The sequence below is a fragment of the Bradyrhizobium nitroreducens genome (assembly GCF_002776695.1).
In the GTDB taxonomy this organism is placed as follows: Bacteria; Pseudomonadota; Alphaproteobacteria; order Rhizobiales; family Xanthobacteraceae; genus Bradyrhizobium; species Bradyrhizobium nitroreducens.
On sequence record NZ_LFJC01000003.1, the window covers coordinates 5124983 to 5139646 of the forward strand.

A 14664-nucleotide genomic window follows, 5' to 3' on the forward strand; every position below is an offset into this window, starting at 1 on the left:
GCTGGAGCGGGCAGATGGCGGTAAAGACGGACCAGCGCGGCAACAGCCGGGTTGTTTTCGAGCGTGGGATCCCGGCCCAGATGATGGGAATCGACGGGACCTGGCGGCGCGATTGCACCATGGAGGACGTCTCTGACAGCGGCGCCAAGCTGACCATCGACGGCTCGGTCGAGGGTCTGCATCTGAAAGAGTTCTTTCTGCTGCTGTCGTCCACCGGGCTGGCCTACCGGCGCTGCGAGCTGGCCTGGGTCAATGGCGACCAGATCGGCGTCAATTTCCTGAAGGTCGGCGACAAGAAGAAAAAGGCGCGTTCCACAGCCGTCGGGGCATGACGGCAACACCCGTCGTACAACCGTCACGGCGGGTGGTTAAGGCGGTTGAGATGCGGTGCGGCTGATCGAACCTCGTGTTAGGATTGCTGCGAACGCGAAAGGTCTGAGAAAGCGAAGGATGTCCGTCAAACCGACCAAAGCCATGGTGCTCGCCGCAGGGTTCGGCCTGCGCATGCGTCCGCTGACGGACAAGATGCCGAAGCCCATGGTGCCGGTCGCCGGCCAGCCGCTGCTCGACCACGTACTCGACAAACTCGGCCAGGCCGGTGTGACCGAGGCCGTGGTCAACGTGCATTATCTGCCGGACCAGATCATCGATCACGTTGCCTCGCGCCAGCATCCGCGCGTCACCATCTCGGACGAGCGCGACCAGGTGCTCGGCACCGGCGGCGGCGTGGTCAAGGCGCTGCCGCTGCTCGGCGATGCGCCGTTCTACCATGTCAATTCCGACACGCTGTGGATCGACGGCGTGCGCTCGAACCTGACGCGGCTTGCGGAGAACTTCGACCCCGCGCGCATGGACATCCTGCTGCTGATGGCGCCGACCGCGACCAGCATCGGCTACAGCGGCCGCGGCGATTACGGCATGCTGCCCGACGGCGCGCTGCGCAAGCGCAAGGAAAAAGAGGTCGTTCCGTTCGTCTATGCCGGCGCTGCGATCCTGTCGCCCGCGATCTTCGAAGGCGCGCCGCAAGGCGAGTTCTCGCTGACCAGGATGTTCGACCGCGCGGGCGAGCAGGAGCGGCTGTTCGGCCTGCGCCTCGACGGCGTCTGGATGCATGTCGGCACGCCTGAGGCCGTGCACGCCGCGGAAGAGGCGTTTCTGGAGAGCGTGGCGTAATTCGCCTCGAACACGGTGCCGTAGGGTGGGTTAGCGTCAGCGTAACCCACCTCTTCTATGTCCATGGCGGCGGAAGTGGTGGGTTACGCCATCGGACTGCGCTTCGCGCAGCCGCCGTCTAACCCACCCTACGACACCTGTTCCGGCCCGGCGAACAGCGGGGACTATCTCCCTGCACCCATATCCATTTGAGTCCGCCTCCCTATATTGGCGCCTGATCCCGAATCAGGCAGCTCATGCGCGTTTTCAGCGTTCCCATCTCAGTTCCGTTCCTGCGCACGGTCGTCACGGCCCTGCTCGAGGGACGGCTGGTCGATGGATTCGAGGCGCGCAAGGAGCCGGCGCGGCTGGCGGACGCAACGCTGTACCTGCCGACCCGCCGCGCGATGCGCGTGGTCCGCGAGATCTTCCTCGACGAGATGAAGACGGATGCCGTCGTGCTGCCGCGCATCGTGGCACTCGGCGACATCGACGAGGACGAGCTCGCCTTCGCCGATGAAGCCGAGCAGTTTTCCGGCGCGACGCCGCTCGACATTCCGCCGCGGCTTGGCGAGCTCGAACGCCGGCTGACGCTGGCGCAGCTGGTCGCGGCCTGGGCCAAGGGCCCGGTGCTGTCGCCGCTGGTGGTCGGCGGCCCCGCCTCGACGCTGGCGCTGGCCGGCGATCTCGCGCGCCTGATCGACGACATGGTGACGCGCGGCGTAGACTGGAACGCGCTCGACGGCCTCGTGCCTGATAACCTCGATCGCTACTGGCAGCACTCCCTCGAATTCCTGCGCATCGCGCGGATCGCCTGGCCCCAGCATCTCGCCGAGATCAACCGGATCGAGCCGGCAGCGCGGCGCGATCTTTTGATCGCGGCTGAGGCCAAACGGCTGACCGCGCATCCGAACGGACCTGTCATCGCGGCCGGCTCGACCGGCTCGATGCCGGCCACCGCAAAATTTCTCCGAGCAGTCGCGTCGCTGCCGCATGGCGCGGTGGTGCTGCCGGGCCTCGACACCGATCTCGACGAAGACGCCTGGCGAACGATTGGTGGCGTGCGAGACTCGCTCGGCAAATTCGCGCAGCATCCGGCCTCGAACCATCCGCAATACGCCATGCATGCGCTGCTGGATCGCCTCGGCATCAAGCGCAGCGACGTCGAGATCCTTCAGCCGCCGTCCGCAGGCGGCCGCGACCTGCTCGCCTCCGAATCGATGCGCCCCTCCGCCAAGACGGAAGTCTGGCACGACCGGCTGAAGCAGCCGGATGTCGCTGCGAAGATCTCCGGCGGCATGAAGAACCTCGCCGTCGTCGAAGCTCCCAATCCGGAGATGGAGGCGCTCGCCATCGCCATTGCGATGCGCGAGGCGCGGCATCTCGACAAATCGGCGGCACTGGTGACGCCCGACCGCGCACTGGCGCGACGGGTGATGGCTGCGCTCACCCGATGGGGACTCAGTTTCGACGATTCCGGCGGCGACGTCTTGATGGAAACCTCCGCCGGCGTGTTCGCGCGCCTCACGGCGGAGGCGGCGACCAAGGGACTGGAGCCGCCGACGCTGCTGGCGATGCTGAAGCATCCGCTGTGCCGCCTCGGCCGCGCGCCCGGCGCGTGGAGGGCGGCGATCGAGGACCTCGAGCTTGCAGTCCTGCGCGGCACGCGCCCGCCAGCCGGCACCAGCGGCCTGTCGCGCGAATTCAACCGCTTTCGCGAGGAGCTGGCAAAGCTGTGGCGTGGCGAGGTCTCCGCGCTGCACCGCGCCGAGCCGCGCGCGCGCCTCAAGGCCGAGGAACTCGATCGCATCCAGGCCTTGATCGATGCCTTGCAGAAAGCGCTCGCTCCGATCGAGAGCCTGCCGCCCTCGAAACCGTACGACTTCGCCGAGCTCGCGCACCGGCATCGCGAGATCATGATCGTGCTGTCGTGCGACGAGCAGGGCATCCCGCTCGCCTTCGAGGAGCGCGAGGGCCTTGCGCTCGCTGCCGCCTTCGACGATCTCCTGCGCGGCGGCACGACCAGCGGATTGATCGTGCCGCTGCCTGATTACCCCGACGTTTTCCAGACCGCGTTCAGTGACCGCGCGGTGCGGCGGCGCGACAAGCCCGGCGCGCGGCTGCAGATCTACGGCCCGCTGGAATCGCGCCTGATGCAGGCTGACCGCATCATCGTCGGCGGGCTGATCGAGGGCGTCTGGCCGCCGGCGCCGCGGATCGATCCCTGGCTCAGCCGGCCGATGCGGCACGAGCTCGGGCTCGATCTGCCGGAGCGGCGTATCGGCCTCTCCGCGCATGACTTCGCGCAATTGCTCGGCGGCAATGAGGTGATCCTCACCCATTCCGCCAAGGCCGGCGGCGCGCCGGCGGTGGCCTCGCGCTTCCTGCATCGGCTGGAGGCTGTCGCGGGCGACGATCTCTGGAAGGCAGCCATTCGTGCGGGCGAGAACTACGTGCGATTTGCAGAGAGGCTGGACCAGCCCGACAAGGTCGAGCCGATCAAGCAGCCCGAGCCGCGGCCACCACGCGCGACGCGGCCATTGAAGATGTCGGTCACCGCGATCGAGGACTGGCTGCGCGATCCCTACACGATCTACGCAAAGTACATCCTGTGGCTGGATGCGCTCGATCCCGTCGACATGCCGCTGTCGGCCGCCGACCGCGGCTCAGCGATCCATGATGCGATCGGCGAGTTCACCGAGAGCTTTGCGACACGCCTGCCCGACGATCCCGCCCGCGTGCTGCGCGTGATCGGCGAAAAGCATTTTGCGCCGCTGATGGAGCGGCCCGAGGCGCGCGCGCTGTGGTGGCCGCGCTTCCAGCGCATCGCCCGCTGGTTCGGCGAATGGGAGACGGCGCGCCGTGATGCGATCGCGGCCATCGTCGCGGAGACCCGCGGCGAGATCTCGATCAGGCTCGACAACGAGCGCAGTTTTACCCTCTCCGCGCGCGCCGACCGCATCGAACGGCGCCAGGGCGGCGGCTACGCCATCCTCGACTACAAGACCGGACAGCCGCCGACCGGCAAGCAGGTGCGCATGGGCCTGTCACCACAGCTGACGCTTGAGGCGGCGATCCTGCGCGAGGGCGGCTTTCCCGGCATCGACGCAGGTGCTTCCGTGAGCCAGCTGGTCTATGTCCGCCTCAGCGGCAACAATCCTCCGGGCGAAGAACGTATCCTCGAGCTCAAATACAAGCAGGGCGACGAACCGCAGCCGCCGGATGCGGCCGCCGCGGAGGCGCGGGCCAAGCTGGAAGCGCTGATCCGCGCCTTCGACGACGAGAATCAGCCGTACACCTCGCTGAACCTGCCGATGTGGACGAACCGCTACGGTGCCTATGACGACCTCGCCCGGATCAAGGAATGGTCTGCGGCCGGCGGATTGGGGATCGAGGAATGGTGAAGCTGCCGCGCCCCATCCCCGACGAGGTGCGCGCGCGGCAGGCGCGCGCGTCCGATCCGACTGCGTCGGCCTTCGTGTCGGCCAATGCCGGCTCGGGCAAGACGCACGTGCTGGTGCAGCGCGTGATCCGCCTGCTGCTGACGGGCGTACCGCCGGAGAAAATTCTCTGCATCACCTTCACCAAGGCCGCGGCGGCCAACATGGCCGAACGCGTGTTCACCACGCTTGGTCATTGGGTGACGCTGGACGACACCGCGCTCGACGCCGCGATCCGCGCGGTCGGCATTCCCCACCCCGGCGCGAAACTGCGGCGTGACGCGCGAAAACTGTTCGCCTGCGCGCTGGAGACACCGGGCGGATTGAAGGTGCAGACCATCCACGCGCTGTGCACGCGCCTGCTGCAGCAATTCCCGTTCGAGGCCAACGTGCCCGCGCGCTTCTCCGTGATCGACGAGCGCGACCAGACCGACATGATGGAGCGCGCCAATCTGAAGGTGCTGCTTGAGGCCGCGCGCACGCCTGACAGCGTCACGGGCCGCGCCTTGCTGACCGCGATGGCGAACGCCGCCGACGTCACCTTCAAGGAGGTCGTGCGCGAGGCGTGTCTCAGCCGCGATCATTTCATGGCCTGGACGGACGGTGCCGGCAACGTCGAAGCGGCGGCGGCGCAGATGGCCGCGGCGCTGGGTGTCGATGCTGGCGACCGCATCGAGGACGTCGAGATGGAGATCCTCGATGGACCCTACCTGCCGCGCTCGCGCTGGGATGACATCGCCTTTGCGCTGGAGGATGGCAGCAAGTCCGACAACGACCAGGCCGGCCGGCTCCGCGAGGCCAAAGTGTTTTCCGGCAGCGCGCAGGTCGATGCCTATCTGTCCGTCTTCCTCACCGACGAGAAGCTGCCGCGCAAGGCGGTGCTGACCAAGAAGTTCGGCGAGCATAACCCGTCCGTCGCGCGCCTGTTCGAGAACGAGGCGCTGCGTATCAGCGGATTGGTCGAGAAGCGCCGCGCCGTGACGATGCGCGACCGCACCGCGGCCCTGCTGCATATCGCGACCGCGGCTGCGGCAAACTATCGCCGCGAGAAGCAGGAGCGGGGCCTGCTCGACTACGACGACCTCATCGACAAGACACTGGCGATGCTCGACCGCGTCTCCTCGGGATGGGTGCATTACAAGCTCGATCGCGGCGTCGATCACGTGCTGATCGACGAGGCGCAGGACACGAGCCCACGGCAATGGGACATCATCGCGCACATCATCTCCGAATTCACGGCTGGCGAGGGCGCGCGCGAAGGGCTGAACCGCACCATCTTCGCCGTCGGCGACGAGAAGCAGTCGATCTTCTCGTTCCAGGGGGCGGCTCCGCGCGAGTTCGACGCGCGCCGTCGCGAGCTCCATCGCAAGTTCAGCGCGGCCGGGCTGAAATTCGATCCCGTTGCCTTCACCTATTCATTCCGCTCGGGCGCCGCGATCCTGCATTCGGTCGACCACGTCTTCCGCGATCCCCAGATCTACAAGAGCATCCATTCGGTCGAGATCGGCCATCCCCTGCACAATGCGTTGGCCGATGCCGGCCCCAGCGTGATCGAGCTGTGGGATCTGGCCGAAGCCGACGACCGGCAGGAGATCGAGGGCTGGCGCGCGCCGTTCGACGGCGTCGCCGCCACCAGCCCCGAAGTCAAGCTCGCGCGTCGTATCCAGACCGAGATCAAGCGGCTGGTCGAGAGCGGCACGCTGACGGGGCACGAGGGCGAACGGCGGCCGTTGCGCTATGGCGACATGCTGATCCTGGTGCGCCGCCGCGGTAATGCGTTCGATGCCGTGATCCAGGCGCTGAAGCACGCCGGCGTTCCGGTCGCCGGTGCCGACCGGTTGAAGCTGACCGAGCACATCGGCATCATCGATCTGATGAATCTCGCGGATGCGCTGCTGCTGCCACAGGACGATCTCGCGCTCGCGGTCGCCTTGAAGAGCCCATTGTTCGGACTCGACGACGACGATCTGTTCCAGCTTGCCCATAAGCGCAAGGGATCGCTGCGTCGCGCGTTGGGCGAGCATGCGGCTACAGCTGAGAAATTCGCGACGGTGCTGCGGCGCCTCGAAGCCTGCGAGATGCGTGCGCGCGAGGAGACGCCGTTCGCCTTCTACGCCTGGCTGCTCGGGGGCGACGGCGGCCGTGCGCGCATCCTGCGCCGGCTCGGTCACGAGGCCAACGACGCGCTCGATGAGTTCCTGGAGCTGGCGCTGAACTATGAGCGCAAGGCGCCGGCCTCGCTGCAGGGTTTCATGGCCTGGCTGCGCTCGGCCGACACCGAGGTGAAGCGCGACATGGAAATCTCGCGCGACGAGGTGCGGGTGATGACCGTGCACGGCGCCAAGGGCCTGGAGGCTTCGGTCGTGTTCATGGTCGACACCACGTCGTCGCCGGCGGACTCGCAGCGCGTGCGGCTGATCCACGTTCCGCGCGGCAATGGCGGCGAGGTCGTGGTCTGGGCCGGGCGCAAGGCGGATGATCCCAAGCCGGTCGCGGACGCGCGCAAGGCCATGCTCGAGGAGACGGAAGACGAGTATCGCCGCCTGCTCTATGTCGCGATGACGCGCGCGGCCGACCGGCTGATCGTCGGCGGCTGCATGCCCGGCAATATGAGGACGGTGCGCAAGCTGAGCTGGTACGACCTCATCGACACCGGGCTCGCCGGCTCGGGGCTCGACAAGCAGGTGGTCGAGACGCCGCTCGGCAAGGTGACGCGGTTCGCCCGGCCGGAGGATGCTGCGGCGCTGGGCATGCCGGCAGGCACGATGGATCAAACGATCACTTTGCCGGACTGGCTGCGAGCCCCGGCACCGCGTGAGGCCGTCGACGAGGATCCAGTGCGCCCGTCCGGCCAGTTGGCCGATGAGGGCCGCAGCGTCCGGTCAGGCGAATCGGTGCAGTCTCGCGCGCTCGCGCTGCAGCGCGGCACGCTGGTGCATCGGCTGCTGCAATCCCTGCCTGATATCGCCCCGGAGCGCCGGCGCGAGGCCGCGCTCGGCTTCATGGCGCGCAATGCTGCTGACTGGACCGAAGCTGACCGCACCGCGCTGGCCGACAAGGTGCTCGCTTTGATCACCGAGCCACGCTTTGCGCCGGTCTTTGCCAACGGCAGCCGGGCGGAAGTCGCCATCGCCGGCCGGCTGGCGCGGCCGGGCCGCACCCCGGCGCTGGTGTCGGGGCAGATCGACCGGCTGGTCGTTCGACCCGAGGAAATTTTGATCGTCGATTTCAAGACCAATCAGGCGGCGCCCAAGAGCGCGGCCGAGGCACCTGTCGCGTATGTCCGGCAGCTTGCGCTGTACCGGGCCGTGCTGGCGCGGCTTTATCCCCAAAAGCCCATTCGGGCTGTCCTGCTCTGGACCGAGGCCCTTGAATATATGGAGATTTCAGCCCCCGCGCTGGACGCGGCGCTGGCATCCCTTCATCTCGGTGTGAGCCTCCTTGACCCGGCAAGGAGCCGTTCATAGGTTGACGCCATGATCCCGGGCGCGATTCCACGTCGCGCCGATTCTCTTTCAACCGAGTGAGGTACTCCCATGGCCGTTGGCAAGGTTTCTGACACTGATTTCGAAGCCGAGGTGCTCAAGGCAAACGGCCCTGTCGTCGTCGATTTCTGGGCCGAGTGGTGCGGCCCGTGCCGCATGATCGCCCCCGCCCTCGACGAGATCGCCGGCGCGATGGGCGACAAGGTCAAGATCGTGAAGCTGAACGTCGACGAGAGCCCGAAGACCGCCTCGAAGTACGGCGTGATGTCGATTCCGACCCTGATGATCTTCAAGGGCGGTGAGATGGCCTCCCGCCAGGTCGGCGCGGCGCCGAAGGCGAAGCTGCAGCAGTGGATCACGTCGGCGGTGTGAGCCGCGACGCGAGTGACTGAGAAATTCTGCAACGGCCGGCGACTTGCCGGCCGTTTTGTTTTGCGTAGCCCGGATGGAGCGCAGCGTAATCCGGGGCCGTCATGGGTTGTGGCACGATTCCCGGATTGCGCTGCGCTTCATCCGGGCTACGCGACGACGACTACTTGATCCACCCGGTCGCCAGCGCGTTGGCGAGCTCCGGCTGATCGTTGCGGCGTGCGAGGGCGGCCATCGCCTCGTGATCATAGGTGACGTGGCGGAACGTCACCTGCCATGCCCCGTTCACCAGCTCGAGGATCGCATAGCGCGCGTGCGGCGTGCCGGCCTCGACGACATGTGGGACTGGATGCTTGTCGCGATAGCCGGGACTGCCGACGCTGCCGGGATTGACGATCAGCCGGCCGTCGCGAAGCCGCACCGCTCGGGCAAGATGAGTGTGGGCACAGAGGATCAGCGGCTGCGTGATGCCTTGCGCGAATTGCTCGATGCGGTCGAGCGGCGATAGCGCCACCGTGCCGTCGGGATGCACGGTATCCAGCCAATAGACTTCGTCGTTCTCAGGCGTCGCATGGCAGAGGAACACCTGACCGCGAAACACGCGCGTCATCGGCTGTGCACGCAGCCAGTCGAGCTGCGCTTCGTTGAGCGCCTCGTAGGCGGGACGGTCCCACGAACCCATCTTCTCCGGAGGACGGTCGAGCAGGTAGCGGTCGTGATTGCCCAGCACGTGCACGGCATCGAGCGGCATCAGCATCTCGATGGTCCGGCGCGCGTCGAGCGGGCCGCTCAGCATGTCGCCGAGATTGACGATGTCGGTGATGCCTTGCGCGCTTATGTCGGCGAGCACCGCCTCCAGCGCGAGGTGGTTTCCGTGCACGTCGGCGATTGCGGCAAAACGCATTGGCACTTCCCGTAGCCCGGATGGAGCGCAGCGTAATCCGGGAATCTATCGGTTTGGCGAGACCTCCCGGATTGCGCTGCGCTCCATCCGGGCTACGCAACCACTATGCAGGAGGCGTGCCGTTGAGCCCGAGCACGTGGCCGGCGAGATAGAGCGAGCCTGATATCAGGATGCGCGGCGGGGTCTCGTAGGCGAGCTTCGCCAGGGCGCGCAGCGCGGCCTCGATGCCGGGCGCGATCTCGACGCGCATGCCGAGGCTGCGCGCAGCATCCGCAAGGCGGTCGACCGGCATCGCGTTCTCCATGTCGGGAATCGGCACCGCGACGATGTGGCGGGTGAGGCCGGCGAAATTGGCGAGGAAGCCTTGCGCATCCTTGTTGGCCATCATGCCTGCGACGACGACCAGCGGCCGCGACACCCGCTCTTCGAGATCGCCGAGCGCGGCTGCGGCGACGCGGCCGCCCTCGGCATTGTGCCCGCCGTCGAGCCAGATTTCCGAACCTTGCGGACCCCAAGCGAGCAGCTCGCCCGAGGTGATGCGCTGCATCCGCGCCGGCCATTCGGCACCGACGATGCCGGCCTCGAACGCGGCGTGGCTCACCTTGAAATGCGGGATCGCGCGCAGCGTCGCGATGGCAAGGCCGGCATTGGCGAATTGGTGACGGCCGAACAGACGCGGCGCCGGAAGGTCCATCAGGCCGCGGTCGTCGGAATAGACGAGACGGCCACGCTCGACATTGACGTGCCAGCTCTCGTTCGCGGCAAACAGCGGCGCCCGCATGCGCCTGGCCTGTGCCTCGATGACGGCCATCGCCTCCGGCAATTGCTCGGCGCAAATCACGGACACACCGCGCTTGATGATCGCCGCCTTCTCGCCCGCGATCGACGCCAGCGTATCGCCGAGGAAATCCATGTGGTCCATGCTGACGGGCGTGATCACGCACGCCGCAGGCGCGTCGACCACATTGGTCGAATCGAGACGGCCGCCGAGGCCGACTTCGAGCAGCACCGCATCGGCCGGGTTCTGCGCGAACAAGAGAAAGGCCGCGGCGGTCTTCAACTCGAATACCGTTGCCGGCTCTCCGGCATTGACGCGCTCGACCTCTTCCAACGCGGCGCGCAACTCGTCGTCGCCGACCAGCGCGCCGCCACCGACACGGCCGAGCCGGAAACATTCGTTGATGCGGACGAGATAGGGCGAAGTGTAGGCGTGCACGCGCAGGCCTGCGGCCTCCAGCGTCGCGCGCAGATAGGCGACTGTTGAGCCCTTGCCGTTGGTGCCGGCGACGTGGATCACCGGCGGCAGCTTGCGTTCGGGATGCCCGAGCCGTTCGAGCAGGCGGTGCATCCGCTCTAGGCCCAGATCGATGCGTTTCTGATGCAGGGCCGACAGCCGCCCGATCAATTCGCCGAGCGGCGTCTTCGTGCTGTCAGGGGGTGCGTTCACGCGTGGGGCGCAGCCGGCGCCGTCTCAGCGGCCGATACGATCTGCGCCGGGCTCGTGACGGCCTGCGTCGGCCTCGATGCGCCTTCCAGCGCCGGCGCCTTGGTCAGCAGGCGGCAGAGCCGCGCCAGGGTCGGACGCAGCTCGTGGCGATGCACGACCATGTCGACCATGCCGTGCTCCTTGAGATACTCGGCGCGCTGGAAGCCCTCGGGAAGCTTCTCGCGGATGGTCTGCTCGATCACGCGCGCGCCGGCAAAACCGATCAGCGCGCCGGGCTCGGCGATCTGCACGTCGCCCAGCATCGCGTAGGATGCGGTGACGCCGCCGGTGGTCGGATTGGTCAGCACGACGATGTAGGGCAGCTTTGCCTCGCGCAGCATCTGCACTGCGACCGTGGTGCGCGGCATCTGCATCAACGACAAAATGCCCTCCTGCATGCGCGCACCGCCGGAGGCGGCGAACACGATGAACGGCGACTTCTTCTCGACCGCGAGCTCCATTCCACGCACAATCGCCTCGCCCGCGGCCATGCCGAGCGAGCCGCCCATGAAGTCGAAATCCTGCACGGCCACGACGACGGCGGAGCCTTCGAGCTTGCCGTAGCCGACCTTGATCGCGTCGTTCAGATTGGTGCGCGCCCGCGCGTCCTTGATCCGATCGACGTATTTCTTCTCGTCGCGGAACTTGAGCGGGTCGGGCGTGACGTCGGGCAGCGCGACGTCGAACCAGGTCTCGTTGTCGAAGATCGACTTCAAGCGCGCCACCGCGCCCATGCGCATGTGGTAGTTCGAGCCGGGGATGACGAACTGGTTGGCCTCGACGTCCTTGTAGAACACGAGCTGCCCGGAATCCGGACACTTGATCCACAGATTCTCCGGCGTCTCCCGCCGCAGCATGTTGCGGATCTTCGGCCGGACCACATTGGTAAGCCAGTTCATGGTTTGCTCCGATACGCGACCCCGCTTGGGACCGCCTGAAGGGATATATGGCGGCCGGGCCTTTGCCCGGCAAGCCGCCGCGTCACCCGCGTTAGAGCATGATCCGGAAAAGTGTGAAGCGGTTTTCCGACGAGATCATGCTCAAACTTAAAAGCCAAAGCGGAATTATGGCCTATTCGGCCGCTTGTTGCGCGCCCTTGACGCCCCGGGCCAGGGCCGCCGTCAACTCCGCGACGGCATTAACGGTCTTGGCGGTCGCCCGCCCGTCGGCGTCGAGGCTGTTCTTGAGCGCATCGACCAGCGCGGTGCCGACCACCGAACCATCGGCCTTCTCGGCAATGGCGCGCGCCGCCTCCGGCGTGCGGATGCCGAAACCGACGCAGATCGGCAGCCTGGTATGCCGCTTGATGCGCGCGACGGCTTCGCCGACGGCATTGGCGTCCGCGGCCGCGGCACCGGTGATGCCGGCGATCGAGACGTAGTAGACAAAGCCTGACGTGTTCGCGAGCACCGCGGGCAGGCGCTTGTCGTCGGTGGTCGGGGTCGCCAGGCGAATGAAGTTCAGGCCGGCCTTCAGCGCGGGCAGGCAGAGCTCTTCGTCTTCCTCCGGCGGCAAATCGACGATGATCAGGCCGTCAACGCCTGATGTCTTGGCATCAGCCAGGAACTTGTCGACGCCGTAGATGTAGATCGGATTGTAATACCCCATCAGCACCAGCGGCGTGATATTGTCCTCCTTTCGGAAGTCACGCACCAGTTCAAGCGTCTTCTTCAAGGTCATGCCGGCCTTGAGCGCGCGCAGACCGGCAGCCTGAATCGAGGGACCATCCGCCATCGGATCGGTGAAGGGAATGCCGAGTTCGACGACGTCGGCGCCTGCCTTGGGCAGCGCCTTGACGATATCGAGTGACGTCGTGAGATCGGGATCGCCGGCCATCACATAGGTCACGAAGGCCGCGCGGCCCTGCTTCTTCAGTTCGGCGAAACGGGTGTCGATGCGCGTGGTCACTTCTTGCCCCTCAGGATGTCGCCGACCTGCGGGACGTCCTTGTCGCCGCGGCCAGAGAGGTTGACGACCATCAGGTGGTCTTTCGGCCGCTTCGGCGCGAGCTCCATCACCTTGGCGATGGCGTGCGCGGGCTCGAGCGCGGGGATGATGCCTTCGAGCTTCGATAGCAGCTGGAACGCGGCGAGGGCTTCGTCGTCGGTCGCGGAGAGATAGTTCACGCGGCCGACCTCGTGCAGCCAGGAATGCTCGGGGCCGATGCCGGGATAATCGAGGCCGGCCGAGATCGAATGCGCGTCCTGGATCTGGCCGTCGGCATCCATCAGGAGATAGGTGCGGTTGCCATGGAGCACGCCGGGACGGCCGCCCGCGATCGAGGCCGCATGCAGCTGTGTGAGCCCGTGGCCGGCGGCTTCGACGCCGAAGATTTCGACGGAGGGATCGTCGAGGAACGGATGGAACAGGCCCATCGCATTCGAGCCGCCGCCGATGCAGGCGACCAGCGAATCCGGCAAGCGTCCTTCGACCTCCTGCATCTGCGTCTTGGTCTCGTTGCCGATGATCGACTGGAAGTCGCGCACCAGCATCGGATAGGGATGCGGACCTGCGACGGTGCCGATGCAGTAGAAGGTGTTGTGCACGTTGGTGACCCAGTCGCGCAGCGCCTCGTTCATGGCATCCTTCAGCGTGCGCGTGCCGGACTGCACCGGCATCACCGTGGCACCCAGCATCTCCATGCGGATCACGTTGGGCTGCTGACGCTCGACGTCGACGGCGCCCATGTAGACGATGCATTCGAGCCCGAAGCGCGCGCACAGCGTCGCGGTGGCGACGCCGTGCTGGCCGGCGCCGGTCTCGGCGATGATGCGCTTCTTGCCCATGCGCCGCGCCAGCATGATCTGGCCGAGCACGTTGTTCACCTTGTGCGAGCCGGTGTGGTTGAGCTCTTCGCGCTTGAGATAGATCTTGGCGCCGCCGAGATGGTCGGTCAGGCGCTCGGCGAAATAGAGCGGCGAGGGCCGGCCGACATAGTTCTTGAGATAGCCGTTCATCTCGGCCTGGAACGCCGGATCGGCCTTGGCCGCGGTGTAGGCCTTCTCCAGATCGAGGATCAGCGGCATCAGAGTTTCGGCGACGAAGCGGCCGCCGAAGATGCCGAAATGGCCGCGCTCGTCGGGGCCGCTGCGGTAGGAATTTGGCTTGGCGATGTTCATCGAACACTCAACTCTTGGCTGGCGCGCGCGGCGCGAATGAAGGCCTTGATCATCTCGGGGTCCTTCACGCCGGGGGCGCTCTCGACACCGGAGGACACGTCGACGCCACCCGCGCCGGTGACGCGGAGAGCCTCGGCGACGTTCTGCGCATGAAGGCCGCCCGAAACCATATACGGCAGCTTAAGCTCGAGGTTTCCGAGCAGGCGCCAGTCGAAGGGCGTACCGAGGCCGCCGGGCCGCGTCGCGTCTTTCGGTGCTCGAGCGTCGAACAGGATGCGGTCGGCGACCGCCGCGTAGCCAGGCAGCACGGCAAGATCTGCAGCAACCTCGACCGGGACCGCCTTCATCACCGGGCGGCCAAACCGCTGCTTGATGTCGCGCAGCCGCGCGACGCTCTCCTTGCCGTGCAGCTGGAAAATGTCCGGCGACAGCGCGTCCATGATGTTGTCGAACGTCGCATCGTCGGCGTCGACGGTGAGCGCCACCTTGAGCGCGCGGCCCTTCACCTGGCGGCCGAGTTCACGCCCGAGCTCCAGGGACAGGTGCCGCGGCGAAGGCGGAAAGAACACGAACCCCACCATGTCGGCGCCGGCGTCGAGCGCTACTTCAAGCGTCTCGCGTGTGGACAGGCCGCAGATTTTGACGAGCAGGGACATGGTCTCAAAGCAAATGGAGGCCGCGAGCCGCGGCCGGAAAACAGGGCTTTCGG

Annotated in this window: 11 protein-coding genes; 5 read left to right on the plus strand and 6 right to left on the minus strand. The window is 66.7% G+C overall.

Annotated elements, in window-relative coordinates; translation table 11 throughout:
- Positions 1–14 precede the first annotated feature (14 nt).
- The 5 genes from TSA1_RS24790 (at position 15) to trxA (ending at position 8449) form a co-directional block, all read left to right on the plus strand.
- Entirely contained in the window at positions 15–332 is a 318-nt protein-coding gene (locus tag TSA1_RS24790; protein ID WP_024338586.1) for a PilZ domain-containing protein, read from the plus strand.
- 118 nt (positions 333–450) lie between these two features.
- Complete coding sequence (locus tag TSA1_RS24795) at positions 451–1173, plus strand: nucleotidyltransferase family protein (protein WP_100178622.1); 723 nt, start codon at positions 451–453, stop codon at positions 1171–1173.
- A gap of 236 nt (positions 1174–1409) precedes the next feature.
- The gene (addB, locus tag TSA1_RS24800; protein WP_100178623.1) at positions 1410–4556 is read left to right on the plus strand and encodes a double-strand break repair protein AddB; all 3147 of its coding nucleotides are present in this window, start codon (positions 1410–1412) and stop codon (positions 4554–4556) included.
- Entirely contained in the window at positions 4550–8059 is a 3510-nt protein-coding gene (addA, locus tag TSA1_RS24805) for a double-strand break repair helicase AddA (RefSeq protein ID WP_174719060.1), read from the plus strand. The genes addB and addA overlap by 7 nt, the downstream gene beginning before the upstream one ends.
- 69 nt (positions 8060–8128) lie before the next feature.
- Entirely contained in the window at positions 8129–8449 is a 321-nt protein-coding gene (gene trxA, locus TSA1_RS24810) for a thioredoxin (RefSeq protein ID WP_007598398.1), read from the plus strand.
- A 160-nt stretch (positions 8450–8609) separates the two neighbouring features.
- On the opposite strand, the gene TSA1_RS24815 is transcribed toward trxA, so the two are convergent.
- The 6 genes from TSA1_RS24815 to TSA1_RS24840 all read right to left on the minus strand — a co-directional run bounded on the left by TSA1_RS24815 (position 8610) and on the right by TSA1_RS24840 (position 14611).
- A complete protein-coding gene (locus tag TSA1_RS24815) occupies positions 8610–9350 on the minus strand; it encodes a metallophosphoesterase family protein (RefSeq protein WP_174719061.1) in 741 nt (246 codons plus the stop codon).
- Between the two features lie 103 nt (positions 9351–9453).
- Entirely contained in the window at positions 9454–10797 is a 1344-nt protein-coding gene (locus tag TSA1_RS24820) for a bifunctional folylpolyglutamate synthase/dihydrofolate synthase (protein ID WP_100178626.1), read from the minus strand.
- Positions 10794–11735: an acetyl-CoA carboxylase, carboxyltransferase subunit beta gene (gene accD / locus TSA1_RS24825; protein WP_100178627.1), complete on the minus strand. Its 942-nt coding sequence runs from the start codon at positions 11733–11735 to the stop codon at positions 10794–10796. The genes TSA1_RS24820 and accD overlap by 4 nt, the downstream gene beginning before the upstream one ends.
- Positions 11736–11907: 172 nt before the next feature.
- Positions 11908–12744 (minus strand): tryptophan synthase subunit alpha, encoded by an 837-nt coding sequence (gene trpA / locus TSA1_RS24830; protein ID WP_100178628.1) that lies wholly within the window; start codon positions 12742–12744, stop codon positions 11908–11910.
- A complete protein-coding gene (gene trpB / locus TSA1_RS24835; RefSeq protein ID WP_100178629.1) occupies positions 12741–13955 on the minus strand; it encodes a tryptophan synthase subunit beta in 1215 nt (404 codons plus the stop codon). Before trpB ends, trpA begins: the two co-directional genes overlap by 4 nt.
- Positions 13952–14611: a phosphoribosylanthranilate isomerase gene (locus tag TSA1_RS24840; protein WP_100178630.1), complete on the minus strand. Its 660-nt coding sequence runs from the start codon at positions 14609–14611 to the stop codon at positions 13952–13954. The genes trpB and TSA1_RS24840 overlap by 4 nt, the downstream gene beginning before the upstream one ends.
- Positions 14612–14664: the final 53 nt, after the last annotated feature.

What these genes read in the sequence shown, in the direction of transcription:
- addA (WP_174719060.1), top strand. Translation starts at nt 4,550, where the DNA reads ATGGTGAAGCTGCCGCGCCCCATCCCCGACGAGGTGCGCGCGCGGCAG.
- trxA (WP_007598398.1), top strand. Translation starts at nt 8,129, where the DNA reads ATGGCCGTTGGCAAGGTTTCTGACACTGATTTCGAAGCCGAGGTGCTC.
- TSA1_RS24815 (WP_174719061.1), bottom strand. Translation starts at nt 9,350, where the DNA reads ATGCGTTTTGCCGCAATCGCCGACGTGCACGGAAACCACCTCGCGCTG.
- addB (WP_100178623.1), top strand. Translation starts at nt 1,410, where the DNA reads ATGCGCGTTTTCAGCGTTCCCATCTCAGTTCCGTTCCTGCGCACGGTC.
- TSA1_RS24840 (WP_100178630.1), bottom strand. Translation starts at nt 14,611, where the DNA reads ATGTCCCTGCTCGTCAAAATCTGCGGCCTGTCCACACGCGAGACGCTT.
- TSA1_RS24790 (WP_024338586.1), top strand. Translation starts at nt 15, where the DNA reads ATGGCGGTAAAGACGGACCAGCGCGGCAACAGCCGGGTTGTTTTCGAG.
- accD (WP_100178627.1), bottom strand. Translation starts at nt 11,735, where the DNA reads ATGAACTGGCTTACCAATGTGGTCCGGCCGAAGATCCGCAACATGCTG.
- trpB (WP_100178629.1), bottom strand. Translation starts at nt 13,955, where the DNA reads ATGAACATCGCCAAGCCAAATTCCTACCGCAGCGGCCCCGACGAGCGC.
- TSA1_RS24795 (WP_100178622.1), top strand. Translation starts at nt 451, where the DNA reads ATGTCCGTCAAACCGACCAAAGCCATGGTGCTCGCCGCAGGGTTCGGC.